This is a genomic window from Sedimenticola selenatireducens, assembly GCF_963675335.2.
In the GTDB taxonomy this organism is placed as follows: domain Bacteria; phylum Pseudomonadota; class Gammaproteobacteria; order Chromatiales; family Chromatiaceae; genus Sedimenticola; species Sedimenticola selenatireducens.
This window is the reverse complement of the sequence record NZ_CAXXYC010000004.1, coordinates 440,679-465,593: the sequence shown is the minus strand read 5'-3', so window position 1 is coordinate 465,593 and position 24,915 is coordinate 440,679. Positions and strand designations below refer to the sequence as shown.

The 24,915-nt window shown below is 54.7% G+C and carries 23 protein-coding genes; 13 read left to right on the top strand and 10 right to left on the bottom strand.

The window, feature by feature from the left end:
* Nucleotides 1-52: 52 nt before the first annotated feature.
* Nucleotides 53-961, bottom strand: coding sequence for a helix-turn-helix domain-containing protein (locus ACHZBF_RS13320; protein ID WP_273439960.1), 909 nt, complete (start codon nt 959-961; stop codon nt 53-55).
* A gap of 148 nt (nt 962-1,109) precedes the next feature.
* On the opposite strand from ACHZBF_RS13320, the gene ACHZBF_RS13315 reads away from it, so the two are divergent.
* Together ACHZBF_RS13315 and ACHZBF_RS13310 are read left to right on the top strand one after the other, a co-directional pair.
* Nucleotides 1,110-1,511: a protocatechuate 3,4-dioxygenase gene (locus tag ACHZBF_RS13315; RefSeq protein ID WP_273439959.1), complete on the top strand. Its 402-nt coding sequence runs from the start codon at nt 1,110-1,112 to the stop codon at nt 1,509-1,511.
* Entirely contained in the window at nt 1,504-2,349 is an 846-nt protein-coding gene (locus ACHZBF_RS13310) for a class III extradiol dioxygenase family protein (RefSeq protein WP_321528709.1), read from the top strand. The genes ACHZBF_RS13315 and ACHZBF_RS13310 overlap by 8 nt, the downstream gene beginning before the upstream one ends.
* Before the next feature lie 257 nt (nt 2,350-2,606).
* Here ACHZBF_RS13310 and ACHZBF_RS13305 read toward each other — a convergent pair whose 3' ends face one another.
* Genes ACHZBF_RS13305 through ACHZBF_RS13290 form a run of 4 tightly spaced genes read right to left on the bottom strand, consistent with a single transcriptional unit; the run spans nt 2,607 to nt 6,281 of the window.
* Complete coding sequence (locus tag ACHZBF_RS13305) at nt 2,607-3,488, bottom strand: amidohydrolase family protein (RefSeq protein WP_321528708.1); 882 nt, start codon at nt 3,486-3,488, stop codon at nt 2,607-2,609.
* Nucleotides 3,489-3,504: 16 nt separating this feature from the next.
* Nucleotides 3,505-4,563 carry a 4-oxalomesaconate tautomerase gene (locus tag ACHZBF_RS13300; RefSeq protein ID WP_321528707.1) on the bottom strand — a complete coding sequence of 353 codons (1,059 nt, stop codon included), beginning with the start codon at nt 4,561-4,563 and terminating at the stop codon, nt 3,505-3,507.
* Nucleotides 4,556-5,233: a 4-carboxy-4-hydroxy-2-oxoadipate aldolase/oxaloacetate decarboxylase gene (locus ACHZBF_RS13295; protein WP_321528706.1), complete on the bottom strand. Its 678-nt coding sequence runs from the start codon at nt 5,231-5,233 to the stop codon at nt 4,556-4,558. Before ACHZBF_RS13295 ends, ACHZBF_RS13300 begins: the two co-directional genes overlap by 8 nt.
* 31 nt (nt 5,234-5,264) lie before the next feature.
* Nucleotides 5,265-6,281 (bottom strand): amidohydrolase family protein, encoded by a 1,017-nt coding sequence (locus tag ACHZBF_RS13290; RefSeq protein WP_273439952.1) that lies wholly within the window; start codon nt 6,279-6,281, stop codon nt 5,265-5,267.
* 182 nt (nt 6,282-6,463) lie between these two features.
* Between ACHZBF_RS13290 and ACHZBF_RS13285 the strand changes: the two genes are divergently transcribed.
* The 4 genes from ACHZBF_RS13285 (at nt 6,464) to ACHZBF_RS13270 (ending at nt 10,818) form a co-directional block, all read left to right on the top strand.
* Nucleotides 6,464-7,660: a LysR family transcriptional regulator gene (locus ACHZBF_RS13285; RefSeq protein ID WP_321528705.1), complete on the top strand. Its 1,197-nt coding sequence runs from the start codon at nt 6,464-6,466 to the stop codon at nt 7,658-7,660.
* Between the two features lie 237 nt (nt 7,661-7,897).
* A complete protein-coding gene (locus ACHZBF_RS13280; RefSeq protein WP_335342992.1) occupies nt 7,898-8,863 on the top strand; it encodes a Gfo/Idh/MocA family oxidoreductase in 966 nt (321 codons plus the stop codon).
* A 29-nt stretch (nt 8,864-8,892) separates the two neighbouring features.
* Nucleotides 8,893-9,882, top strand: coding sequence for an aldo/keto reductase (locus ACHZBF_RS13275; RefSeq protein ID WP_321528704.1), 990 nt, complete (start codon nt 8,893-8,895; stop codon nt 9,880-9,882).
* A 222-nt stretch (nt 9,883-10,104) separates the two neighbouring features.
* Nucleotides 10,105-10,818 (top strand): sulfite exporter TauE/SafE family protein, encoded by a 714-nt coding sequence (locus ACHZBF_RS13270; RefSeq protein WP_273439948.1) that lies wholly within the window; start codon nt 10,105-10,107, stop codon nt 10,816-10,818.
* A 150-nt stretch (nt 10,819-10,968) separates the two neighbouring features.
* Here ACHZBF_RS13270 and ACHZBF_RS13265 read toward each other — a convergent pair whose 3' ends face one another.
* Together ACHZBF_RS13265 and ACHZBF_RS13260 are read right to left on the bottom strand one after the other, a co-directional pair.
* Complete coding sequence (locus tag ACHZBF_RS13265; protein ID WP_273439946.1) at nt 10,969-11,250, bottom strand: cytochrome C oxidase subunit IV family protein; 282 nt, start codon at nt 11,248-11,250, stop codon at nt 10,969-10,971.
* Nucleotides 11,251-11,252: 2 nt separating this feature from the next.
* Nucleotides 11,253-11,861 (bottom strand): cytochrome c oxidase subunit 3 family protein, encoded by a 609-nt coding sequence (locus tag ACHZBF_RS13260; RefSeq protein ID WP_273439945.1) that lies wholly within the window; start codon nt 11,859-11,861, stop codon nt 11,253-11,255.
* 783 nt (nt 11,862-12,644) lie between these two features.
* Between ACHZBF_RS13260 and ACHZBF_RS13255 the strand changes: the two genes are divergently transcribed.
* On the top strand, nt 12,645-13,778 hold the full coding sequence (locus tag ACHZBF_RS13255; RefSeq protein ID WP_321528702.1) for an extracellular catalytic domain type 1 short-chain-length polyhydroxyalkanoate depolymerase: 1,134 nt from the start codon (nt 12,645-12,647) through the stop codon (nt 13,776-13,778).
* 169 nt (nt 13,779-13,947) lie between these two features.
* On the opposite strand, the gene ggt is transcribed toward ACHZBF_RS13255, so the two are convergent.
* The 3 genes from ggt to ACHZBF_RS13240 all read right to left on the bottom strand — a co-directional run bounded on the left by ggt (nt 13,948) and on the right by ACHZBF_RS13240 (nt 17,557).
* Nucleotides 13,948-15,822 (bottom strand): gamma-glutamyltransferase, encoded by a 1,875-nt coding sequence (gene ggt, locus ACHZBF_RS13250; protein ID WP_321528701.1) that lies wholly within the window; start codon nt 15,820-15,822, stop codon nt 13,948-13,950.
* A 552-nt stretch (nt 15,823-16,374) separates the two neighbouring features.
* On the bottom strand, nt 16,375-16,767 hold the full coding sequence (locus tag ACHZBF_RS13245) for a TusE/DsrC/DsvC family sulfur relay protein (protein WP_245621622.1): 393 nt from the start codon (nt 16,765-16,767) through the stop codon (nt 16,375-16,377).
* Nucleotides 16,768-16,774: 7 nt separating this feature from the next.
* Nucleotides 16,775-17,557 (bottom strand): HPP family protein, encoded by a 783-nt coding sequence (locus ACHZBF_RS13240; RefSeq protein ID WP_321528700.1) that lies wholly within the window; start codon nt 17,555-17,557, stop codon nt 16,775-16,777.
* Between the two features lie 135 nt (nt 17,558-17,692).
* Between ACHZBF_RS13240 and ACHZBF_RS13235 the strand changes: the two genes are divergently transcribed.
* The 6 genes from ACHZBF_RS13235 to ACHZBF_RS13210 all read left to right on the top strand — a co-directional run bounded on the left by ACHZBF_RS13235 (nt 17,693) and on the right by ACHZBF_RS13210 (nt 24,868).
* Nucleotides 17,693-18,574 (top strand): LysR family transcriptional regulator, encoded by an 882-nt coding sequence (locus ACHZBF_RS13235; protein ID WP_273439941.1) that lies wholly within the window; start codon nt 17,693-17,695, stop codon nt 18,572-18,574.
* A gap of 157 nt (nt 18,575-18,731) precedes the next feature.
* Nucleotides 18,732-19,340 carry a TetR/AcrR family transcriptional regulator gene (locus tag ACHZBF_RS13230; RefSeq protein ID WP_321528699.1) on the top strand — a complete coding sequence of 203 codons (609 nt, stop codon included), beginning with the start codon at nt 18,732-18,734 and terminating at the stop codon, nt 19,338-19,340.
* A 2-nt stretch (nt 19,341-19,342) separates the two neighbouring features.
* A complete protein-coding gene (locus ACHZBF_RS13225; RefSeq protein ID WP_037374349.1) occupies nt 19,343-20,488 on the top strand; it encodes an efflux RND transporter periplasmic adaptor subunit in 1,146 nt (381 codons plus the stop codon).
* The gene (locus tag ACHZBF_RS13220) at nt 20,485-21,687 is read left to right on the top strand and encodes an ABC transporter permease (RefSeq protein ID WP_321528698.1); all 1,203 of its coding nucleotides are present in this window, start codon (nt 20,485-20,487) and stop codon (nt 21,685-21,687) included. Before ACHZBF_RS13225 ends, ACHZBF_RS13220 begins: the two co-directional genes overlap by 4 nt.
* 1 nt (nt 21,688) lies before the next feature.
* Complete coding sequence (locus tag ACHZBF_RS13215; protein WP_029131693.1) at nt 21,689-22,396, top strand: ABC transporter ATP-binding protein; 708 nt, start codon at nt 21,689-21,691, stop codon at nt 22,394-22,396.
* A 1,299-nt stretch (nt 22,397-23,695) separates the two neighbouring features.
* The gene (locus ACHZBF_RS13210; protein ID WP_321528697.1) at nt 23,696-24,868 is read left to right on the top strand and encodes an OmpP1/FadL family transporter; all 1,173 of its coding nucleotides are present in this window, start codon (nt 23,696-23,698) and stop codon (nt 24,866-24,868) included.
* The last annotated feature ends 47 nt before the right edge of the window (nt 24,869-24,915 follow it).

Below are 24,915 nucleotides of genomic sequence, written 5' to 3'. Positions count from 1 at the left end.
AATGGAGCGCTTGCCTTGAACACGGAATATCATGAGCGCTGGCAATTCGGATTCAACGGTGTTGCCGGGATAGGGTTTGTTTGCCGATCTTGTTTATGGCGAGTCGAAACTCTTTTGGTGGTTGTCCGGTTAGCCGTTTGAAGAAGCGTGAAAAATACGCCGGATCATTAAACCCCAGTCCATAGGAGATTTGACTGACACTCTGGACGGTGTAGATCAGGTTTCGCTTCGCCTCCAGCAGCACTCTTTCATGTATTAGCTGGAGCGCATTTTTATTGACCATTTGGCGGCACAGGTTATTCAGGTAAGAGGCGGTTATGCCAAGTTCTTCGGCGTAACTTTCTACCGTTCGCTGTTTCAAGAAGTCACGATTGATGAGATGGCTGAATCGGCTAAAGTACTCGGCGCTGCGATTCTGAAGATTGGCTGTGTCGACCCTTGACGGTGCATTGCGCTCAAGCCAGATACCCAGTAACTGGACTAGAAATATCAAGGCATACGCCCTGGAGTCCTCCGGTGGATGACTGTATTCATGGGATAAAAGCTTCAAAATTCCTTCCAGCTCCCGTTGGCCGTGCCGAATGGTCATGATCATGGTGGTTTTCATGGCCAGATGTTCCTTGGCGAGTGTGTCTTCCAGCTTATCGAGTATCAGATTGGAGATGGAGATGACGCTACCCTCCACATCCTCCGACCAGGTGAAATCATGCACGCACATTTCGGAGATAACGACCAGACAGGGTGCCTTGAGCGTGGTTGGGTCACCATCGAGATTTGCCTGCCCATGACCCCGTTTCAGGTAGAAGATCTGCGTTAGCCCGGGATGGCGATGTGGGCGGATCTTAAATTGATGTGCCCGGCTCCGGGTAATCAACGGTTCGCAGTGTAGCAAGTCAGGAGTGAGTGACTTTGCCTGTTCGCCATAAATTTCTATTGTGGGTATCTGATACGTCTGGTTCATGTCGTCGGCCTGGCGAGGAATATATGAAATGTACAAGAATAAATGCGATATGTCTCTTTATAATCTGATATTTATCATTAAAAATACAAGTATGGCGGCCGTGTGATATTGCCTGCCAGTTAACCTTAACTCGAGAAGGATGATCAACATGGTTTGGCAAAAGCATGATTATGAAGATATTCCTGGTACCTATGTATTCAATGGTGAACGGTCCCATTCAGGGTACAACCTGAACAAAATGGCGTTTTCATTCAATCACGAAGCGAATCGAAAAGAGTTTGCCGAGGATATGGATGCGTATTGCAGGAAGTACAATCTGACTGATGAGCAGCGCGAGGCCGTGCTCGCCGGAAATTTCCTCAAACTTCTGCATCTGGGGGGTAATGTTTATTACCTGGCAAAAATTGCAATTTTTCATGGTCTGACGGTTCAGGATGCCGGGGCGTCGTTCCAGGGAATCACGACCGCGGAGTTTAAGAAAAAGCTGGAGGATAACGCTGAAGGCTTTCAGGAAGCATTGAAGAAGCGTGGAGGTTTCTGGCATGGCTAAAATTATTGGTGGCATCACAACATCCCATATTCCCGCTATTGGCAATGCCATGGCCGACAAGAAGGAAAACGACCCTTACTGGAAGCGATTTTTTGACGGTTATGAGCCGGTCAAGGCCTGGCTTGAAGAGGAAAAGCCGGATATTGCAATCATCGTGTACAACGATCATGGGCTCAATTTTTTCCTGAATATCGTCCCCACTTTCGCGTTGGGCTGTGCCGATGAATACCATAACGATGATGAGGGCTGGGGGATTCCCACTACCGCATCGTTTAAAGGGGATGCGCAGTTTTCCTGGCATCTGGCCGAATCCTTAATCAACCAGAACTTTGACCTGACCACCTGTCAGGAGATGAAGGTTGATCATGGCTGTGTGGTTCCCATGAGTCTGATGTGGCGCCATCTTCCTGAGTGGCCTTGCAAACTGATTCCGTTGGCGGTCAACACGGTACAACATCCGCTTCCCAGTGCACGGCGCTGCTATGATCTGGGTAAGGCCCTGCGCAAAGCGATTGAATCCTACCCGGAGGATACCAAGGTGGTGATTTTTGGTACCGGTGGGTTGTCCCACCAGCTGCAGGGTGAGCGCGCCGGTATTATCGATGTCGAGTTCGATATGGAGTGCATGGACTATATCGTCAACGATCCGGACAAGATGACAGCCTTTTCCAATACCGAAATCATGGAGAAGGCGGGCACTGAAGGTATCGAGGTAATCATGTGGATGGTGATGCGTGGTGCGTTGGCTCCCAATGTGAATGTGCTGCACAAACACTACCATGCGCCTATTTCCAATACAGGAGCCGGCGTCCTGCTATTGACCGACGGTAAGGACTGAATCGCGATGATCTTGCCGGCGGTCACGTTACCGCCCCGGAATATAACGGCCCCCGGTCTGGGGCCGTTACGCATGCCGGTTCAGAACGCGCCACCATAAATGCGAAGCGGTCTTTATAACGAGCCGTTTTCCCAGCCGCTCAGTCAGCTCACCCTATCAATAAACGCAAGCGACAGTCGCCACATTACTAAAGTCAGTCAATGAAAAAAGGCCCGGTAAGAGGCCTTTTCTGTACGTGGTAAAAGTGGCAACAGGAGTCAACGGGTTTGATTCTGCCAATACAGTCGCATTGGATTATCAATCAGCAGAGCCTTCTGGAGGTCCGGTGTGGGCGCGATCTTGGGAATCACGTCGACCAGCTTGCCATCATCCGGTATATGGGAGTTCATGTTGGGATGCGGCCAGTCAGTGCCCCACAGGACCCGGTTCGGAAACCGCTCGACCAGGGTTCTGGCGAAAGGAACCACGTCATCGTAATTGGGCGGGTTCAGGGTGAGCCGCTCAGGGCAACTGACCTTGGTCCAGATATTTTCATGCTCTTCCAGGAGTGTCACGAAACGCTGAAAGTCCTCATGCCCCACACCCTTTGATACGTCCGGGCGACCCATGTGATCAACCACGATCAGGGTATTCAGCTGTATTAGGAACGGTGTCAGCTCTTCCAGGTCCTGGGCTTCAAAATAGACCACGATATGCCAGCCCAGCGGCCGGATCTTTTCTGCCATGCCGAGAAAGATCTCTTTTGGTGTCATGTCGACCAGGCGTTTTACAAAATTGAAACGTACCGCTCTGACTCCGGCGTTATGCATGGCCTGGAGTTCGTCGGCTGTAATGTCCGGGTCCACCACGGCAACCCCACGGGCCAGGTTGCCGGCATATTGCAAGGCATCAAGCAGTGCGGCATTGTCAGTGCCATGACATGAGGCCTGTACGATCACGTTGCGTGCAAACCCCAGATGATCGCGCAACGCAAACAGCTGCTCCTTGGGCGCGTCGCATGGGGTGTACTTGCGCTTTGGATGATAGGGAAATGTTTCCGCGGGTCCAAATACATGGCAATGGGCATCTACGGCGCCCTCGGGCACCGAAAATGCGGGCTTGCTTGGATTGTCGTGAAAAGGTAAGTAATCGGCGTCCATGAAGTATCCTGGGTTCTCAGTCGGCGAACACTTCGCCATCAAATAGTTTGCGGGCCGTTCTTAGTATCGCGGCATTTTCCACGTCACCCTGATCATTGGTCTCCAGGATAACCGTCATTTCACCGATGGGATGCTCTATGGGCATGACTTTCCGGGCACTGGTCGAAATATTGGCCAGTGCATGAGCCGGCGAATCGGGCAGCATACAGGCGGTGGCAACGCTCACGGCCCCCAGTACACCAATGGAGGCGTGGCAGCGGTGGGGAATGAAGGTTCGGGTGGATATTGCACCACCATTGGTTGCGGGACTGACCATGCTCATTTTGGGGACGGATTTGTGGGTAACATCACCCAGATTCATCATCTGTCCCGCTTGCAACCGGATTGATTCCAGTCTTTCCTTTAAGTGGTCGTCCTGTTCAAGTTGCTCTCGCGTCTCGGTTCCCTTGATGCCCATGTCCGCAGCATTCATGATGACCACCGGCATGCCATTGTCGATGCAAGTCACCTTGATGCCGTCAATCAGGTCAACCTGGCTGCCGGTTGGCAGGAGGCTGCCACAGGTGGACCCGGCGGTATCCTTGAACGTGACCAGTATTGCGCTGGCGGTTCCGGGAACGCCATCGATATGTGCGTCACCCTGATAGATAACCGCACCCGCACGGGTTGAAACACGCTCAATGGCGGTTTGTCCGGTATTTTCCATGAAAATGGTCACGCCGGTTTCGCCTTCCTGCGCGGTGACCAATCCTCTCTCGATCGCGAAGGGTCCGACTCCGGCCAGGATATTACCGCAGTTTTGCGCATCCGTAACAATCGCCTGATCGACGAACACCTGTAAAAACAGGTAATCGATATCGATACCGTCGCGACGGGATTTTTTTATGATAGCGACTTTTGAGGTCAGCGGATCAGCACCGCCGATACCGTCGATCTGCCGGGGATCGGGAGAGCCCATGATGCGCAGTAAAAACGCGTCGCGCTCCGTCTGGTCAGTGGGCAGGTCCCCGGCCAGAAAGTAAGCGCCTTTGGAGGTGCCACCGCGCATCCACATGCAACGCACCGATTTAGACATACTTCAATCCTTTCTCTTCCAGCCGGGGGCGCATGTTGTATATGTCCAGTCCCAACTCGCCGTTGGCAAGCCGGACACGCTTGGACTCTTCATTCTCCAGACGTTTCCGGGAAGCCGCCAGTACCGCTTCGGCCTCTTCCCGGCGAACTACCACCACACCGTCATCGTCTGCAACGATTACATCGCCCGGGTTGATCAACTGATCGGCGCATACCAGCGGTACATTCACCGAGCCAAGGGTTTCTTTAATGGTGCCCTGGGAGAAGATATGTTTTGACCAGACGGGGAAGTTCATTTTCCTGAGATCCCGTGTATCCCGGACACCGCCTTCGATGATCAGTCCGACCACGCCACGCACCTGGGCCGAGGTGGCCAGCAAATCGCCAAAGTATCCATGATTGGAGGGAGAGGTCGGTGAGAATACCAGGATATCACCTGGCCTGGCCTGTTCGATTGCCACGTGCATCATCCAGTTATCCCCGGCGGCACCGGAGATGGTCAAGGCGGAACCGGCAACAGAGACATCCTGCTGGATGGGGCGCATGTAGTCCGCCAGGAGTCCCCGTCTGCCCTGTGCCTCATGAATGGTGGCGACGCCACACTCTGCCAGCCCATCAACGATTTCCCGGGAAGCACGTAAGATATTCTGAACAACAACATTTTCACGCATGATAGAAAATCCTTAATAAGAGTGGGGCCGGTCAGGTTTCAATTCGCAGGCGACTGAAGACGCGACGCGCATTGCCTTCAAATATTTGCTGCTTCTGTTCGCTGGACAGTTTCGGGTTGTTGTCGATATAGCGCTTTGTATCGTCGAAGTAATGACCGGTTTCAGGGTCTATTCCTCTCACGGCCCCGATCATTTCAGATGCAAACAGGATGTTTTTGGTCGGTATGATATCCAGCAACAGGTCGATGCCTTTCTGATGATAGACACAGGTATCGAAGTAAATGTTCTGGAGTGCCGATTCTTCCAGCGGGGCATAGCCCTTGTCCTGCATCAGGCCGCGGAATCGCCCCCAGTGGTAGGGTACGGCACCGCCTCCGTGGGGAATGATGATCTTCAGTTGCGGAAAGTCTTTGAACACATCGGACATCACCAGTTGCTGAAAACCGGTGGTGTCCGCGCCCAGGTAGTGTGAGCCCGTGGTGTGGAAGCAGTCGTTGCATGCCGCACTCACGTGGATCATGGCAGGTACGTCCAGTTCACACATTTTTTCATAAATGGGATAAAAGGCGCGGTCCGCCAATGAAGTATCCTTCCAATATCCGCCGGAAGGGTCCGGGTTCAAATTGCAGCCGATAAATCCCATCTCTTCCACGCACCGAACCAGTTCGGGGATGGACTTCTCCGGTGCCACCCCTGGTGACTGCGGCAACTGGGCCACCGGCGCGAAGTTCTGGGGAAACAGCTCGCAGACACGTTTGATAAGCTCATTCTGGTGTTCGGTCCAGTACCTGCTGGTGTATTCATTTCCGATATGATGTCCCATCCAGCTGGCGCGGGGGGAGAAAATGGTCAGGTCGGTCCCCCGCTCTTTCTGCAGTCGCAGTTGATTATTCTCTATGCTTTCAATGATTTCATCATCACTGACCGATACCTTTCCCTTATCACCCTTGTAGGCTGGATTGCTGGCAACGGCCTGCTTCTGCTTTTCCCGGTATTCACCAACGCCAGGTGGCGTGGTGGTGTAGTGTCCATGACAATCGATTATCATCTGCAGGCCTCTTTATTGATATGCGTAGTATCTCTGGCACGTTTCAGATGGGTGATCCACGGCGTACCAGTGTAGGGGTAACGATAGGATAAGTAAGATCAAATTGGCATTTGATTTTTATAGATATGGTATTGGATTTTGAGATAGCCTATGATTCGTAGACTGTTATCTTGGAGTCACGTATGGACTACCGGATCCCGAATATCAGGCACCTGAGAGTATTTGTTGAGGTGGCTGAAAATAAAAGCATTAGTAAAGCGTCCGAAAAAGTCTTCCTGTCCCAACCTGCAATAACCCAGGCCATAACCAAACTCGAAGGCATGCTGAACGCCTCTTTGTTCCAGCGTCGAAGCGATGGAATGTATGTTACCGAGTCGGGTGAGGTGTTTCTAATGCGGGTTCGACGGTCAATCGAGATGATTACCGAAGGTGTAAAAAACGCGATCCGGCTGGGCGGGGGCAAGGGGCAGACGCTGCAACTGGTCCAGATGCTCAAAACCACGCAATTGCGCGCCCTGATTGCGGTGTCGGAGGCGCACAATTTCAGTGTGGCAGGGCGGAATCTCGGGATCTCACAGTCGGCACTGCACCGGGCGGCGAGGGAGTTGGAGGATCTGCTGAGGATTGTGTTGTTTGAGAAAACCAGCACAGGTATCAGCACCAGCAAGGCTGCCCGAGCACTGTCAAAAGCCTGCAAACTGGCCTTTGCAGAGATCAGGCAGGGATGGGACGAGGTTAATTCTATACATAATAGAGAGATAGGGGAGATTGTGGTAGGTAGTATGCCTCTGGCCAGAACCTCACTCTTGCCAAAGGCGATTATCGAGCTGTCCCGTCAGTTTCCCGATTTCAGGATCAAGGTGAATGACGGTCCCTATGATGATCTTCTGTACCATCTGCGACATGGCGACATAGATCTGCTGGTCGGCGCATTGCGTTTTCCTTCTCCCTCGGATGACGTCATTCAGGAGGAACTGTTCTCTTCGCCGGTGGCGATTATAGCCAGGTCCGGTCATCCGCTGTGCCGCGCGAAAGCGGTCGATATCCATATGCTTGCCGAGTACCCCTGGGTCGTTCCCAGGCGAGGTACCCCAACCCGTTCCATCTTCGAATCCGCATTTACCGAGGTCGGTATGGACGTGCCCAGTCGCCTGGTGGAGTGCAGCTCACAGATCCTGGTCCGCTCGCTGCTCATGGATAGTGATCGACTGACAATAATATCGGCACACCAGGTGCAGCACGAGTTGAGTCTGGGGCTTCTGGAAACGGTTCCTTATAAGCTGGCACATTCCAGTCGACCCATCGGATTGACCTTTAGACGTAGCTGGAAGCCAACAAAAACACAGTATTCATTCATGCAACTATTACGCAATGGCTAGTGGATAAGGCTCTTTACGGTTCCGGAAATATCAATGCCTATGCAAAAAATGAATAGCCATGCTGTTTAATTAATTATCCCGTATCGAGTGTTAGTGATAGTTTGTTCCACAATAATCAAGCTGGTAATTCTAAGATTCTGGCAGACTTGGGCAGGTATTAATGGATCCGGTTCGGGATCCCCAAGCGGCTGGAGTGCGACGGATGTTCAGCCAAGGTGCCGTGTGCACATAGAACTAATGAGGTATGTGATGAAGGTATGTATTGCGGGGGCCGCGGGAGCATTCGGGATGAAGCACCTGGAGGCAATAAGTGCAATAGAGGACGCTGAAGTGACCTCAGTGGTGGGTGTTGATGCGGCCAAGATGGAAGCCTTTGCCGCCGAGCACGGCATTCCCCATCACACCACCGATCTGGCGGAGAGCCTGGCGCGGAGCGATGTGGACTGCGTGATTCTGGCCACGCCAACCCAGTTGCATGCCGCGCAGGTGATGCAGTGCCTGGAAGCGGGCAAGCATGTGCAGACGGAAATACCCATGGCGGATAAAATCGAAGACGCCAGACGAATCGTTGAGATGCAGAAAAAAACCGGCCTGGTTGCCATGGTGGGGCATACGCGCCGATTCAACCCGAGCCACCAGTGGCTGCACAATAAAATCCAGGCAGGTGAACTGAAAGTCCTGCAGATGGATGTGCAGACTTACTTTTTCCGGCGCACCAACACCAATGCCAAGGGCGAGCCCCGTTCCTGGACGGATCATCTGTTATGGCATCACGCCTGCCACACCGTTGATCTTTTCCAATACCAGACAGGCGAGACGGCCAGCCAGGTCCAGGCTTTGCAAGGGCCGCCGCATCCGGAGCTGGGTATTGCCATGGACATGAGTATCGGCATGAAGGTACCCAGCGGCGCTATTTGTACACTCTCGTTGTCATTCAACAATGACGGTCCGTTTGGTACCTTCTTCCGATATATCTGCGACAACGGCACCTATGTCGCCCGCTACGATGATCTTGAAGATGGTCACGGAAACCCCGTAGACCTTTCTGGCGTGGCGGTCTCCTTTAACGGCATTGAGCTGCAGGATCGTGAATTCTTTTCAGCCATTCGTGAACGCCGGGAGCCGATCGCGAGTCTGTCCCGTTGTTTTCCGGCTATGCAAACGCTGGATCGCATAGAGCAGTGTCTGGCAGCAGCCGGCTAGCCGGCCGCCGCAAACCCGGAGTACGTTCCATGCATCTGCGTAAGTTAGGGCCGTTCGAGTGTTCCCCGATCGGACTCGGCTGTATGAACCTGTCCCACGCCTATGGAGCCCCGCCGCCCGCTGCGCATTCGGAGCGGCTGCTTCATGCGGCATTGGACATGGGATACACGCTATTCGATACCGCGGCGTTATACGGATTTGGCGAAAACGAGAACCTGTTGGGCCGGGCGCTTGGAAAAAAACGGCATCGGTTTGTGCTGGCCAGCAAGTGCGGCATGTTCAGGAATGATGCCGGGGTGCGAACCATAGACGGCCGGCCGGAGGTCATCAGAAAAACCTGCGAAGAGAGCCTGCAGCGTCTCGGGACCGACGTCATCGACCTCTACTACCTGCATCGAGTGGACAGGGCGGTGTCCGTGGAAGAGAGCGTGGGGATGCTTTCAGATCTGGTGGCTGAAGGAAAAATCCGTGCCATTGGATTATCAGAAGTTTCGGCAGACACGCTACGGAGAGCTCATGCGATTCATCCGGTCGCCGCCGTACAGACTGAATACTCGCTATGGACCAGGAACCCGGAGATTGCCGTGCTGGAGGCATGCCGGGAGTTGGGGGTCACTTTTGTTGCATTCAGCCCACTGGCCCGCGGGTTTCTCACCGGCAAGTTGACAGACATTGCCGCTTTGGACAGCAGGGACATCCGCAGAAACATGCCCCGCTTTGAGGCGCGGAATTATGCCCGGAATCTGGACTTGCTGGGCGAGGTGAAAAAAGTAGCCATGAAAGAAGGATGTACCCTTGCGCAACTGGCATTGGCCTGGCTGTTGGGTCGAGATGAAAATATCGTACCCATCCCGGGAACCACCTCGCTGGATCACCTGCGCGAAAACTATAGCGCAATGGGCGTGACGCTGACTGCGGAATCCTCTGCCCGGTTGGACCGGCTTATAAATCAATCCACGGTTGCAGGTGCCCGTTACAACGCTGCAACGCAAATGGAAATAGATACCGAGGAATTTTAAATGGCATCTGATGCACAGCCGCAGTGCTACCGACAACGATGAATACGGATGCGCGAGGAGACTAGCCATGCCTCGATTCGTGAGAGGAACCGAATAGAGGATCATAGTCGATATCAACGATACGGTTACAGTCATGACCTAGGTGCATCGAGATAATCGGGTTCAGGGTGCCATGTCTGTCGCTAAAAAAATATTTTTCCTGCCTTAGAAAATATTGTCACCGTGAATGAACTGGTACTCATCTTAATATCATTTTTTACCTCGATGGGTACGGCCGTACTGGGCTTGGGCGGCGGGCTTATTTTAATCGCGTGCATGCCGGGACTGGTTCCGCCAGTGGCGATCATACCCGTGCATTCGGTTGCTCAACTTGCCTCGAATTTCAGCCGGGCGGCATTTGATTTCAAATCCATCCGTTGGGAATACGGCTTGTCGTTTTTTATGGGATCGCTGCTTGGCGGCATATTGGCTGCACAACTGGCTGTACAAATTAACCTGGATTACATACCCCTGTTTATTGCGGCCTTTATTCTGTTCAACGTGTGGGGATCTGGAATAGACATCGGCAAAAAGCTGAAGGGTGAGTTTTTCACTATCGGATTCCTGCAGACGGCGTTGGGTATGCTGGTTGGTGCAACCGGGCCGATGGGACACTCCACCCTGATCAGAAAGCAGGTCGAAAAGGATCAACTGGTGGTGACGTCGGCTTTATTCATGACCATTACACACGCCATAAAGATTTCCATGTTCATGTTTCTGGGGTTTTCTTTTTTTCAGTATTGGGCGCTGTGTCTCGGAATGGCGGTTGCAGTTATTGCGGGCTCATATATTGGGACCCATATGCGAAGACGGGTGCCGGACAGGCACTTCAGAATCGTACTCAAGCTGTTGCTGACAATACTGGCGGTCAGAATGATCTACAATACTGTCCTGTAGTTCTCCTAGGCCATATTCGACCTTGGCGGGGATTGCAGGCATCGCAACAAGAGGGTTGGATAGGTGCAGCCGTTAAGCCCGCATGGCAGGTAACCGGCTGCGCTTAAAGGCATACAACCACCGCCGCCAGCTTTTCCGGTAAAAGCATGTTTATCCGTTCAGCGTCGTCAACCGCCTGATCAGATCGCCCCAGCCATGGCTGATAATGACCAGCAGGGGAATGACGGAGACAAAGGCGTAAAGCACGTGGCGGATATGTGCGTTGGCGCGGGACATCTCCATGTATTGGTCGATCACCATGCGTCCCTTGAACGCAATCAGGCCGGCAACCAGCAGCGTCAGCGGCCAGCCGGGGTGTCCCGTTTCGGCAAACCAGGCTCCGGCGAGTGTGAGCCCTATCAACAGCAGCCATATTTTTTCGGCATGCCCCATGTTCACCTCAGCACGTAGAAAAAGGGGAAGATCACCAGCCAGATGACATCGGTGGTGTGCCAGTAAACCGCTGCCGCTTCCAGCCCGCTGTACTCCTCTGACGAGTAGATGCCACGATTCGTGCGTATGGCAATCCAGCTGAGCCCAAGCAAGCCCCAGAACACGTGTACCAGGTGGGTCAAGGTGAGGTAGTAATAGACCGTGTAGAAAATACCGGCCTGGCCGTCGACGCCGTGTGCGATATTCCAGCGGATCTCAAAGAATTTCACCAGCGGATATCCGCAGCCGAGCAGTATCGCCAGCAGGATCCAGCGAAAGGCCCTGCTGGAGGCATCCTGGCGAACCGCAGCGACGGCCTTGACCATGCAGTAGCCACTGGTCAGCAGCAGCATGGTGATTGTTACCCCGGCCACGGTGGCCAATTTGTCCGGGCCTCCCTGGAAGGCTTCCGGATGATGCGCCTTGGCAACGAAGTAAACAATGAACAGCATCAGAAATTCGACCAGTACACAAAAAATGCCGACCCAGATGCCGCTGTTTCCCGGTACCCGCTCGGTATCAATGTCGGCATCTATCGGTATGGCAAGTGGTTCTGTACAGGGTGTATTCATGGTGCCCATTATTCATGAAGGCTGTATTGAAGATATATGACAAAGGTCAACCCGTGGAGGTGCCGGGTTAATCCCGACGGGCCGGGTTACTCACTCAATGTGAAATGGATTCGCTAAAGCGCAATATGTAACAACCGTTTTAGCCCTGGCAGTGACCATATCCTGTTTTATCGCTGGTTGTACAGGATTGGCGTTTGCGGTATCACGGATCAATACAACAGCCTGCATGGCTGTGAACCAGATGACAGCTCTGGCTGTTTTTGCCAAGCCCCGAACAAGACAACACAACGGTGCGCACGGGTGTTTTTGCGGCCAATACCGGTATTCAGTCCTCGATAAGGTCTATTCGATTGGTAACGCGCGATTAAATATCTAACAGGGATAAGGAATGACCCGGACATTAAATATCTAAAAGGGTCTAAATCCCATGCGGTAGATTCACTCGGGCAGGGCATGAAGCGGAAAATTCCGAATGATTTTGGCGGTGGTGAGCGTCACCCTCTTCGGTCTCCATACCTGCACAAGAACCATCGATAATGAATTTGAGTAGGGAAAATATAGGCAGCCGCGACCAAAATAAGAATTAACCGAGCATCGCTGGAACCCCTCACCAGTAACGGATACGACCGGGCTTACCCCAAAGCGGGACCTGGTTTCCAATACCCGCTTGTCTGTTTGTGTTACAGTCAGGCCTGTATTTGCTGCGATGCAGCAAATACCCCGGATGTAACCGTTGCCAGCCAGTCGAGAAGCCGAGTGAGCCAACCCCCTGAAAATTCCCGTTTGACCAGACTGCGCCGCCAGATTGCCGATGCGTACCGGGCGGCTTTAGGCAAGGTGAGTCAACGCCTGTCCCGACTGGTTATGCCCTGCCCGGGTTGTACCGCGTTGCGGCGCTGGTTCGGTGCATCACCGCGTGATGCCGGCAGTCAGCCTGTGGCGCACCGGCTGGCGGTCGCCGCCGCCAGTCAGGATCTGGTTCGTTACTTTGCGCGGCGTGACTATGCCCGTTCCCGTCGGCGTCGCTACGCGCTGCACCTGCCGCCCCAATATGGCCGCGGCCAGGAATTGCCACTGGTGATGGTGCTGCATGGCTGCCGTCAGGATGAACAGGATATCCGCCAGATCAGCGGCTTCGACGCCATCGCTGATCAGGAGGGCTTCGTCGTGGTTTATCCATTCGTCACCAGTTACGCTGGCCTGCGCACCCGTAACTGCTGGGGATGGTGGCAGCGACATGAGATAGAGGCCGGTGCTGGCGAGGTGGAAGACCTCTGGCAGATCATTAACGAGGTGGCTGCGAAATTCCGCATCGACCGGCGGCGCATTCATGTTACCGGGCTCTCCTCCGGCGCCGCGATGGCGGCAGCGTTGCTGGTGGCGCATGCCGACCGGATTGCCTCGGGTGCCGTGGTGGCGGGGGTGCCTTACGGCGAGACCGCACGCGCCGTGAACCTGTGGGGTTTTGGTGGCCGGTTCAAGCCGGTTGATGTGGTGGCTGACGCCATGCAGCAGGCGCTGCGCCCCGGTGCCCATGCCGTGCCCCTGATGGTTGTTCACTCCGATGCGGATGAGACGGTGAATATCCGTGCGGCCCACAACCTGCGCGACAGTTGGGGACGCTGTTTCGGTGTCGATACCGAGCGGCCCCAGACACGCACCAGCGGGATCACCCTTGGGGCGCCCTGGGTCCACAGCTGCTACGGCCGTGCTTCTCAGAATGGCTTGGTGGAGACGCTGTTTATTGAGGGCAGGGGGCACGGCTGGTACGGCGGCAATCCCGGTTCCTACAGCTACCCGGAGGCGCCGGATGTGTCGCGCTGGATCTGGGATTTCTTTCAGCGCCAGCCGCCGTTACCGGCCACCACGGTCGGCTCTTCAGCGGCCGAGCCCTCATCGGTTGCGGCCGCCGTCTGACGGGGTGGCACGGGTTATCTTCGCCGCGGTTTTTGCATCGGCACCCGATGATTGCCTCGCGCTGTTATAAGCGGTATTCGGGAAACAGGCTCACCGGCTCCGCCCCGGTTGCCTGTTGAACTCCCGAATGACCGGACTTGCCCGGGTCGCTGAACACCCAGGATACGTTTTACTTTCTGCGCTCCACCTCATCTCTATTGAGGCTGACGATACCGCCGACCCGGCGCCGGTCGGCTGCGCCATATTGCGTCTTGCCCTCCCGGTCGATAATCACCGCCTGGACCGATCCGATCTCTGCCGGATCACGCACGCTATGTCCGAGGGTGCCCAGTTGCTCCATGACCTGCTCGGAGAAACCGATCTCGCGACCCACGGTTCCATTCGCGCTTGTCTGAGCGATTCTGGGCGCATCCACGGCCTCCTGAATATCCATACGGTGGTCGATCAGGTTCATGCTGACATTCACCACGGAGTCGATGATAGTGGAGCCACCCGGGGATCCGTACGCGGCGAGCGGTTTCTTGCCCCTGAACACCATGCTCGGCGACATGCTGGAGCGTGGTCGCTTGTTCGGCGCTACATCGTTGGCACCTGGATTGAAACTGCCTGGATCCGCATTGAAGGCGGGTATGAAATTGAAATCGGTCAGCTCATTGTTGAGCAGAAAACCGTAACCCGGCACCATCAGCCCGGTACCCCAGGCCGATTCGACCGTGGTGGTGTAGGAGACCATGTTGCCGTGGCGGTCGACAATACTGAAGTGGGTGGTATTCACCCCCTTGTCGAGCGCCGGGGTTAACGCGGCCAGTTTCTGTTTGCCCGCTGTCATCGCCACGTCGAAGGGACGCGGATCGTCCGGCAGTACATTTGCCTGGCGGGCGTCTGGACTGATCAGGGCACTGCGCAGGGCGATGTAGTCGTCGTCCAGCAGACCGGTCTTGGGTACATCAACAAAGTCCTCATCACCCATCCATACGGCACGATCGGCAAAGGCGAGGCGCATCGCCTCGATCATCACATTCAGAGTGCGGGTGGTGCCGAAACCAAAGCCCTCCGTCTCGTCACCGATAGGGAAGCGCTCGACCAGTTTCAGGATCTGCAGCACGGTGAGGGCACCGGAAGAGGGTGGCCCCATCGATTTGATGGTGTAACCGCGATACTCACCCGACACCGGCTCCCTGATCACGGCCTGGTAATTGGCCAGGTCATTCAGCGTCATCCGTCCTTCACCTTCAGGCCGGCTGTCGCGCGTGGCTTTCTGGGCCGCGACTATGGCGCTAGCGATCTCGCCTGAATAAAAGACATCCGTACCCTGGTCGGCAATCAGCTGCAGGGTATGTGCCAGATCCGGTTGCACCAGCAGTTGCCCCTCCACCAACGGGGCATCGCCGGGGCGAAAGATCTGCCGCGCCTCATCATAGGCGGGATTGCCGGGCTCGTTCTGCAGCCGGCTGCTTTCGGTGCTCTCCGCCAGACGCGGTCCCACCCGAAATCCTTCCTCCGCCATTGCGATGGCCGGCTCGAGCGTCTCCGACAGGGTCATGGTGCCCCACTTTTTCAGCGCCAGTTCCACCCCCTTCAGGGTACCCGGTACCCCGACTGCAATACCGCTGGTAGAGGCGACGCTGAAGCCACCGCTGCTGACGAAGGGTACGAACATATCTGCGGTTGCTGCTGCGGGCGCCTTCTCCCGGGAATCGATGCTGAGGGTTTTTTTCTCCTTGGCCAGGTAGATCAGCATGAAGCCGCCGCCCCCGATGCCGGAAGACTGGGGTTCAACCACATTCAGCGCGAATTGCACGGCTGCCGCGGCATCGATGGCATTGCCCCCCTGGCGCAGGATCTCGGCGCCGACCTGCGCCGCATTGGGTTCGCTGGTGGTGACTACACCCCCGCGCACTCCTGGCACACCCAGGGAGTCGTCATCACTCCAGCTCGGCGCCGAGACTGAAACCAGGAGGAGAGAAATGATAAACAGCAGGGGTTTCTTACAGTTGGTGAGAATGCCGGTAATCAATTTATGCAGGTAGTTGTTGATGTCCATGATCTTTCTAGCTCCATATAGCTGTTTGCCTTGCTGGGGAATCGTTATGTGTGTGATTACCACAGGTACTACAGCAACCCTTTTACCGTGAAGAGTAAGGATCAATCTAAATCACAGCGATACTAACAATCTCTAGTCGACTGCAGGCAATGGATGTATTGGGGTCAGCACTCAACAAGGCGTGATGAGGCATTTTGGGGCGACTGAATCGAGAGGTCCCGCAAGTGCACACATGCGTTGGCGCTACCGGAAACAGTAGATGGCAATGATTGGAAATACTACATGGTTTTTTTTAGGGTATTTTGCGGAGCCTGGTTAACCCGTTCCCGGCCCCGCGCACGCTGGCGTGGCCGCGTTATTTCCAGTGGGACTACTAACGACGGCCTTGCAAGCGTTTGACTGTCCAGCAGCAAACCCGGGGCAGGCGGCCGCCGGGCGGCTTTCGGCAAGCGGTTCGATGAAAGCCGATTATAAGTCGGTATTCATTTGCGGCGATTGATCCGGGCGACGCGAACCGGCCGAGTCACAACGGTTTCGCAGCGCTGATTACGATCAGTGTTCGCCCTTGGTCTTGCGAATACCGGCCAGGCGGTTGCCCTGTTTCTGCGGTCCCCCCATCGGGAAGATGTCATGCAGATAACGGGTGTTGGCCCGCTCCTTACCCCACACCTTGCGGAAGTGCTTGATCATGTCCCGCACCTGCGCCTGTACCCGGTGCTGCTGATAGTAGTCGCGGATGTAGTGGATCACCGCCCAGTGCTCGTCGGTCAGGGTCAGGTTCTCCTTCGCCGCCAGTGCCACGGTGAATGCCTCCGACCACTCGTCCATGTCCTGTATGTACCCCTCCTGATCGGTGGCGATCAGGCGGTCACCGGTGTCGACATAGTCGATACGGATGGCAAAGGGGTTGGTCTGCATTGCCTGCTTGTTGGTTGGCATGTTCATGTTAACCTCACGCTGTACTTTTCAGGGGCAGTATCTGCCCTTCGGTTTGTGGTATCCGGTGATGGCCCAATGCCAGGCCATAAATCCGTAGCAGATCCTCTTCGCTGACATCGATAAATGAGTCTATTTCGGTCAGTGCATAGACCAAGTCGCTGTGGGCGATCATGCATTTCTCGGCGGGCGCTACGCTTTGCCGGGCTTGGGGATAGCGACGCCAGACAAAGGGGTAGTTAAAAATCATCGCAATGGAGAGCAGGATCAGTGCATTGGCCAGCACGGGAGTCACGGCATAACCGTAACCCATCTCCTGCACGGCGCTACCCCCAAGGACCGCTACCAGGGCGGTGGCGCCTCCCGGCGGGTGCAGGCAGTTGAAATAGTGCATGGCCACAATCGACAGCGATACGGCGATGGCGGATGCCACGACCGGCGATTCAATCCAGCGTGCCGCGGTCACCCCGATGAGTGCGGAAACGATATGTCCACCGAGTACCGCCCAGGGTTGGGACAGGGCGCCATGGGGTACGGCAAACAGCAACACCGCACTGGCGCTCATGGATGCGACCACCAGTGTGGTGCCGTGCATATCCAGCACCTGCTGACTGATCAACAGGATCATAAAGACACTCACCAGGCCGCCGCCCGCGGAGATCCATTTTTCGGCATGGCTGGTGGGATGGGCGTCGTTATCAGACAGATAACCCAGTATCCGGGATAGACCCAGGGAGGGCATGCGCCCTGATGCGGTTCTGATTACTGCCAACAACATCAATGACCAACGTCTCTTCATACTACTTCCGTCAACGTCTGATTTTGAATCAGTATAAGGAGGCAAACTTTATTCAACAAACGAATATTATTGTTATCTAATATCGGAATATTCGATATAATTTCCCGACCTAATCGACATTTCCGGACATTATTTATGGATATCGAGTTTGCCCGCACCTTCCTGGCCGTGACCGCCGCCGGCAATTTTGTTGGTGCGGCGGCGAAGCTGCACGTTACCCAATCCACCGTGAGCGCCCGGATCAAGACCCTGGAGCAGCAACTGGGCACGCCGCTGTTTCGGCGCGGCCGGGGTGGGGCTGAATTAACTGCGGCGGGTCGGCGTTTTCTGCGACATGCAAAGGTGATGGTCCGTACCTATGAGCAGGCGCGTCATGATGTGGGGCTTTCCAGCGGATTCAGTGCGGGACTGACCCTGCGTGGGCGCATCGCCTTGTGGGACGGGTTTCTGCCCAAATGGGTGCAATGGATGCGCCAGACCGCACCCGATATCTCCTTACGCCTGGAGATCGGCTTCGAGGAGGGAATCATGCAGGGCATGGTGCAGGGGGATATCGATATCGGCGTGATGTATACGCCGCAGAGTCGGCCTGCCATTGCCGCGGAATACATCTTTGGCGAGTCGCTGGTGCTGATGACCAGTTCCCGTGACCGGCATTGGCAGGACTCCAGCTATCTGCATATCGATTGGGGGCCGGAGTTTCTGGCGCAGTTTTCCGCCCGTTTTCCCGATGTGGACACCTCGGCGCAACGGGTCAATATCGGCTGGCTCGCCATGCAGTTAATCAATAACCAAGGCGGCTCTGCCTACTTTCCCGTGCGTCTGGTGCGTAACCTGATTCAATCAGAACAACTGTTTCCGGTGGAAGACAGTCCGCTGATCACGCTTCCGGTCTACATGGTTTACCCGTTGGACCGGCAGGAGGCGCACATCACCACTGCCATCAAGGGGCTGCGAGAGCTGGGGGCCGAGGAGGACCTGCGGCAGTCCCTGGATGATCTTTCTGCGGCTTCTTGAGTATTCCCGTTCCGGTTTGACCCTTGGAGCACCGAGTTCTTTTCAGTGATCCGGATTACGGCTTCCACTACCTTCCCGCCTTGTCATCCGCACCGTTGACAAGGCGATTAAAAGGTATAAAGTGAGTAACTAATTACTATCTTCTATGGGAGAACCCATGGCACTTCATGTCAAACATCTGCCGGCCGAGGAGCGCCGCGCCATCACGGTTGAAACAGTGGTTGAACTGGCGGCGGAGCAGAATCCAAATGACATTACTACCGCCGCAATTGCCAAACGCATGGGGCTGACCCAGGGGGCGTTGTTCAGGCACTTTCCCAGCAAGAATGCCATTATGAGCGCGGTCATGGAGTGGGTGGCCGAGCGCCTGTTGTCACGGGTGGACAAGGCCGTGCAGTCAATCGAGTCCCCCATTGCAGCGCTGGAGGCGATGTTCATGGCGCACGTGGCGTTTGTGGCGGAGCACCCGGGTGTTCCCCGCATGCTATTTGGTGAGTTGCAGCACGCCGGTGAAACTGCGCCCAAGCGCATGGTGCAGACACTGATCAGCCGCTATGGGGAGCGGGTACGCAAACTCATTGATGCGGGAAAGGCAGCTGGAGAGATGCATCCGGCGCTTGATACCGAGGCGGCAGTGAACCTGTTTGTCGGCACCATTCAGGGGTTGGTGATGCAATCACTGCTGGCGGGTGATGTAAGGCAGATCGGCCGGGATGCCCCCGGGGTATTCGCAATCTACCGGCGCGGCATCGGGAGTGGGATGTGACGATGTTCCACATCCAGGGGCGTACCCTGGCCCTGCTGGCGGTGCTGCTGCCACTCATCGGATTGTTTATCTATGTGGCACTGAGTTCCGGTCCACTGGCGCCGGTGCCGGTGACCATGGTAGCGGTGCAAAACCGTGTTGTTTCCCCGGCCCTGTTCGGCATCGGTACGGTTGAGGCACGCTACAGCTACAAAATCGGCCCTACAGTTGCCGGGCGTGTGAAGCATCTGGATGTCCAGGTGGGTGATTATGTGAAGGCGGGGCAACTGTTGGGTGAAATGGAGCCGGTGGATCTGGAAGCGCGCCTGCTTGCCCAGGAAGCGGCGCTGAAGCGCGCCCAGGCGCAGTTGCGCGAGGCCGAGGAGCGCCAGGTCTATGCCAGTTCGCAGGCAATACGCTATGAAAAACTGCTGGCGGCCCATACGGTCAGCGAGGAGCTGGTGGCCACCAAACAACATGAACTGTTGTTGGCGGCGGCGGCACTGAGCGGGGCAAGCGAGGAGCTGGTACGTCTTACAGCTGAACGGGAAGCGTTGCGTGCGCAGCGTGACAATCTCCAGCTGGTGGCGCCGGCTGATGGCCTGGTGGTCCTGCGCAGTGCCGATCCCGGCACGACGGTTGTGGCCGGTCAGGCGGTGGTGGAGCTGATCGATACGCAGAGCTTGTGGGTGAATGTGCGCTTCAACCAGACCCATGCCCATGGACTGGCGGCCGGCCTGCCGGCAGAGATTGTGTTGCGTTCGCATGCCGGACAACGCTATGCGGGGCAGGTGTTGCGGGTTGAACCCATGGCGGATGAGGTCACCGAAGAGACCCTGGCCAAGATCAATTTTGTACAGTTGCCCGCGGTGTTGCCACCTTTGGGTGAGCTGGCGGAAGTGACCGTGACCCTGCCTGCACTGCCGGCTGCACCGGTGATTCCGAATGCGGCGATCCAGCGTATCGAAGGCCGCCTTGGAGTCTGGCAGGTGATTGACGATGATCTGCATTTCACTCCGGTCAAACTGGGTGCCGCCGGCCTGGATGGCCAGGTCCAGGTTCGTGAAGGTCTCAATGCCGGAGACCGGGTCGTGGTTTACAGCGGCAAGGCGCTGAGCAGCAAAAGCCGCATCAACCCGGTGGAACGCTTGCCGGGGATCAAGTCGTGATCAGCCTGGCCGGGCGCGATATCCAGCATGCCTGGGGCAAGTTTGTTTTCACCGGCATCGGGCTGGGTCTGCTGATCGGTGTCACCCTCACCATGGCTGGCGTGTATCGTGGCATGGTGGATGATGCCAAGGTGCTGCTGGACAATAGCGGTGCCGATCTCTGGGTGGTGCAGAAAGACACCCTGGGCCCGTATGCGGAGTCCTCCAGTATCTATGACGATCTGTGGCGTGGTATACGCAGCATGCCGGGGGTCGCACGGGTATCCAACATCACCTATCTGACCATGCAGGTGCGTCAGGGGGAACGGGATGTGCGGGCGATGGTGACGGGTGTGACGGCGGGAGAACCCGGATTGCCCGGCTGGCCGCCGCAATTGGTGGCCGGCAGACAGATCACCCGGGGCCATTACGAAGCGGTGGCCGACGTCGCCACCGGCTTCAAACTGGGTGACCAGATCCAGATCCGGCGCAATCAATACCATGTGGTCGGGTTGACACGGCGCATGGTCTCTTCCAGCGGTGACCCGATGGTGTTCATTCCGCTCAGGGACGCCCAGGAGGCGCAGTTTCTCAAGGACAATGATGCGATCCGGCAACAACGTCGGCGTACGGCGGAAAACCCCGCTTTCAATCGCCCCGGTGTGCCCGGACTTCTGGATGCCGTCATCGCGTCACAGAGCACCAATGCTTATGTCAACGCGGTCCTGGTGCAGGTAGAGCCGGGCTGGGATGAACAAATGGTGGCGGAATCGATCCGCCGCTGGAAGCGGCTCACGGTCTATACCCGCAGCCAGATGGAGGAGATCCTGGTTGGCAAGCTGATCGCCACCTCGGCGAAACAGATCGGTATGTTTCTGGTGATCCTGGCAATTGTCAGTGCCGCTATCGTCGCCTTCATCATCTACACACTGACCCTGGGAAAGATTCGTGAGATCGCGGTGCTGAAGCTGATCGGCACGCGCAACCGCACCATTGCTGCGCTGATTATGCAGCAGGCAGTCGCCCTCGGGGGGATTGGCTTTGTGGTGGGCAAGATCGCTGCGACTTTCTGGGCGCCGGTGTTTCCCAAGTATGTGCTGTTGCAACCGCTTGATTCAGTCATCGGCTTTGTTGCTGTGATTGTCATCTGTGTTTTGGCGAGCCTGATAGCAATTCGTGCCGCCCTGAAAGTGGACCCGGCAGAGGCGATCGGAGGCTGAGATGAATGGAAAAGGTATTCGCATAGAAGGGCTCGCCAAACGCTATGGCAAAGGTGACACGGCGGTGGATGCCCTGAAGGTTGTGAATATGCATGTGGCCCCGGGTGAAGTGGTTGGCCTGATCGGACCATCGGGATCGGGAAAGAGTACACTGCTCAAGTGCCTCGGTGCCGTAATCGAACCCACGGCGGGACGCATGATTCTCGGTGATGACGTGATTTACGATGATGGTTGGGAGGTCAATGATTTGCGCGCACTGCGCCGTGACAAGATCGGTTTTGTATTCCAGGCACCTTACCTGATCCCCTTTCTCGACGTGACCGATAATGTGGCGCTGCTACCGATGTTGGCTGGAAAGCCCAATGCAGAAGCGCGAAAGCAGGCGTTGGATCTGCTGCAGGGGCTTGATGTGCAACATCGTGCCCGCGCCATGCCATCACAACTCTCCGGTGGTGAACAACAGCGCGTGGCGATTGCCCGCGGGCTGGTCAATCGTCCGCCGGTGATCCTGGCGGATGAACCGACTGCGCCTCTGGACAGTGAGCGTGCCCTGGGAGTAATCCGAATCCTCAATGAGATGGCGCGTAAATTCGAGACTGCCATTATCGTTGTCACCCATGACGAAAAAATTATCCCGACCTTCAAACGTATCTACCACATCAGGGATGGTGTGACCTATGAAGAGGCAGGGGAAGGTCAGGGTTTCTAGTGAGGCAGCATGCGCGACAACCGAGGATAACCGATGCCGAATAAACCAGGAATGACGAACGGCGTGTTGTTGCTGTAGGCCTTGCTGGGTTTGCTCGCGTCGAGCTGGATAAAGGCAGGTATAGTCGACGAGGGTAATTAGAAGCAATTTGGCCTTGGCTGCTATATGGCGAGCAGAAGAAGACGGTGTTCATCTATTCCAACATCCGTGGTCGAAGCATATTCAGACAAGATTGAAATAGCTATTCAGCGGTACTCTGATCAGAGACGGAAACGCCGCATATGCGTGTTATGCATAATGGACGGAGTATTGGATCCACATGCCCGGCGCACAGTTGCCGTCAATTTATCTAAGTAGTATCACAGAAGCCAGAATCTGTGTATGCGCCTGGCGCCCTTCCATCCCTTCGGCGAGATCCATGGTCATGTGGTGAACAGATAACCCCTGGCACGCGTGTTCCTGGAGTGTTCCGATTTGCGGTTGGATACAAACCATCTGAAGCGTGTCCTGCATGCCATCCGGATAGCACAAAAACCTTGGTTATTCTACTTTCTGAAGTTGGTCGCCTGGTACGCAGGCATAATCTGCAACCAGATCAATTCCTGTTAGTTGCGCTGATATCATTCTGCATGCTATCCGACCGACGTCTTTCCGCGCGTTAGCAATCACCCTACTGGTAAGGTAATAGAGCTACTCATCGCCTGAGTGGAAGTCCTGATTTACTGATCAGCTACGTCGTGCATTGAATGCGCCACGTTTTATCACCGATGTTCGCTTTTTATATTGGCTTCTACAAATCCAATTGTTTTGTTGTTGATTATTCAATAACCATGAGTGTTATATAAATATACGTCGGCATGCAGAATGAGCGACACAATAACTCGTCACCAATTGTCACAAACTGTCACAGACATATTGGCAATCCTCAGATACGCTCTATTACAAGAATTCAATAAAACAACATTATAACAAGCTTAAAGATTCTGCATTTTGGCGTTTAACGTTAAGCATAATACAGAAGAATCTAACTGACTCTAACGCGTCTGGCATTTTATCGATGCATTAAGTAATCGCACAGGGATGCGAATCACGATTGCATATTTCGGTAGGCCGGATGATTTACCAAGTAACAATTTTTAAATTATAAGTAGTGCCTATTTTGATTGGCATTTATTAGATAGGTGAACAAACCCGATTTTAGTGAAATTGATTAAATGGCTTTAGTCGCCTTTGTAAGGAGAAGTATGAGATAGGAAAAAATACGCAGGTTAGTTAGGCCTGTAAAAACCGGGAGGGGAGATGAGAAGAATTGGACTTTGTGCAAGCATGTACCTAATTGTAGTTGGTTCAGCCAACGCTAATAACGGTGATCAGATGGTGGGGTTTAGTGCCCTGTCGAATGCAATGGGAGGAGCGGTTACAGCAACTCCACAAGACGTAACCACCTCGTTAAGTAATCCTGCAGGCCTCGCAACCTTGGATTTGGGGAGATCAAATACTCGATTTGACATGAATCTGGCACTTTTAAACCCTATTCGAGAGTTGAACGGTGTGTCGAGTGATAATGATATTTATGTCATGGCTACGGGTGGGTTTGCCTTCCGTAACAGTTCGTTGGGTGATCGGTTGACGTTTGCGGTAGGAGCGTACCCGGTCTCGGGTGGAGGCGTTGACTTTCCCAGTCACGCGTTTACTGCTCCGGTAAATGGATCGCCGTCACCCGTATCAATAGTGGCATCCCGGCAGTCTCTTAGAATTGGCCCGGCCGTGGCCTACAAGGTTACAGATAATTTTACTTTGGGCGGGAACATCAGTTTGGTCAGTAACATGATGTCAGTTAAGGGAATGACAAATTTTCCAACTGATGTTGCTTATGGTGCGTCTTTTGTTTTAGGGGCGACATACGATATTACTGATCAATTGAGATTTGGCGCTGCATACACAAGTAAAACATATTCAGAAGATCTAAATTGGAACCTTAATAACGGAGCATACAGTCTCTCATTTGACGACCCACAAACCATAGCGCTTGGTCTATCGTATGCGCCATCAGACCGGTTAATGATAGAGGCGGATTTAAAATGGTTGAACTATTCCAATGTCAGGGCAGAAAACGATTTGATAACGCCGCCATCCATGCCCGATCAAAAGCTTACGTACGGATGGGATGACCAATACGTTATTGCTTTAGGAGTAAAGTACGCACTAACTGGTAAGTACTCCTTGCTGGCTGGTTACAATTATGGCGCCTCTCCGTTGAAAGAAGATGATATCAACAACAATATCGGCGTCACAGCAATTGTGGAGCATCATCTCAGCGGCGGCATCAGCGCACAAATGACAAAATTCACAACGTTGTCATTCTCTGTTATTCACGGCTATTCGAACGAGATGACTGCATCGGTGGGACCACCCACGAAAGTAAAGTTCGAAACAAATCTGGCTTCACTTCAATTTACCTATAAATTCTAGGCGGGATGTATCTGTTTTCGTTACATACATTTGAATGTGACAACTAA

Coding starts and splice junctions, on each gene's coding strand:
- ACHZBF_RS13290 (WP_273439952.1), bottom strand. CDS start 6,281: ATGATAATCGATTGTCATGGACACTACACCACCACGCCACCTGGCGTT.
- ACHZBF_RS13300 (WP_321528707.1), bottom strand. CDS start 4,563: ATGTCTAAATCGGTGCGTTGCATGTGGATGCGCGGTGGCACCTCCAAA.
- ACHZBF_RS13295 (WP_321528706.1), bottom strand. CDS start 5,233: ATGCGTGAAAATGTTGTTGTTCAGAATATCTTACGTGCTTCCCGGGAA.
- ACHZBF_RS13240 (WP_321528700.1), bottom strand. CDS start 17,557: ATGAAGAGACGTTGGTCATTGATGTTGTTGGCAGTAATCAGAACCGCA.
- ACHZBF_RS13230 (WP_321528699.1), top strand. CDS start 18,732: ATGGCACTTCATGTCAAACATCTGCCGGCCGAGGAGCGCCGCGCCATC.
- ACHZBF_RS13245 (WP_245621622.1), bottom strand. CDS start 16,767: ATGAACATGCCAACCAACAAGCAGGCAATGCAGACCAACCCCTTTGCC.
- ACHZBF_RS13305 (WP_321528708.1), bottom strand. CDS start 3,488: ATGGACGCCGATTACTTACCTTTTCACGACAATCCAAGCAAGCCCGCA.
- ACHZBF_RS13215 (WP_029131693.1), top strand. CDS start 21,689: ATGAATGGAAAAGGTATTCGCATAGAAGGGCTCGCCAAACGCTATGGC.
- ACHZBF_RS13310 (WP_321528709.1), top strand. CDS start 1,504: ATGGCTAAAATTATTGGTGGCATCACAACATCCCATATTCCCGCTATT.
- ACHZBF_RS13265 (WP_273439946.1), bottom strand. CDS start 11,250: ATGGGGCATGCCGAAAAAATATGGCTGCTGTTGATAGGGCTCACACTC.
- ACHZBF_RS13235 (WP_273439941.1), top strand. CDS start 17,693: ATGGATATCGAGTTTGCCCGCACCTTCCTGGCCGTGACCGCCGCCGGC.
- ACHZBF_RS13275 (WP_321528704.1), top strand. CDS start 8,893: ATGCATCTGCGTAAGTTAGGGCCGTTCGAGTGTTCCCCGATCGGACTC.
- ACHZBF_RS13315 (WP_273439959.1), top strand. CDS start 1,110: ATGGTTTGGCAAAAGCATGATTATGAAGATATTCCTGGTACCTATGTA.
- ACHZBF_RS13285 (WP_321528705.1), top strand. CDS start 6,464: ATGGACTACCGGATCCCGAATATCAGGCACCTGAGAGTATTTGTTGAG.
- ACHZBF_RS13210 (WP_321528697.1), top strand. CDS start 23,696: ATGAGAAGAATTGGACTTTGTGCAAGCATGTACCTAATTGTAGTTGGT.
- ACHZBF_RS13280 (WP_335342992.1), top strand. CDS start 7,898: ATGAGGTATGTGATGAAGGTATGTATTGCGGGGGCCGCGGGAGCATTC.
- ACHZBF_RS13320 (WP_273439960.1), bottom strand. CDS start 961: ATGAACCAGACGTATCAGATACCCACAATAGAAATTTATGGCGAACAG.
- ggt (WP_321528701.1), bottom strand. CDS start 15,822: ATGGACATCAACAACTACCTGCATAAATTGATTACCGGCATTCTCACC.
- ACHZBF_RS13225 (WP_037374349.1), top strand. CDS start 19,343: ATGTTCCACATCCAGGGGCGTACCCTGGCCCTGCTGGCGGTGCTGCTG.
- ACHZBF_RS13260 (WP_273439945.1), bottom strand. CDS start 11,861: ATGAATACACCCTGTACAGAACCACTTGCCATACCGATAGATGCCGAC.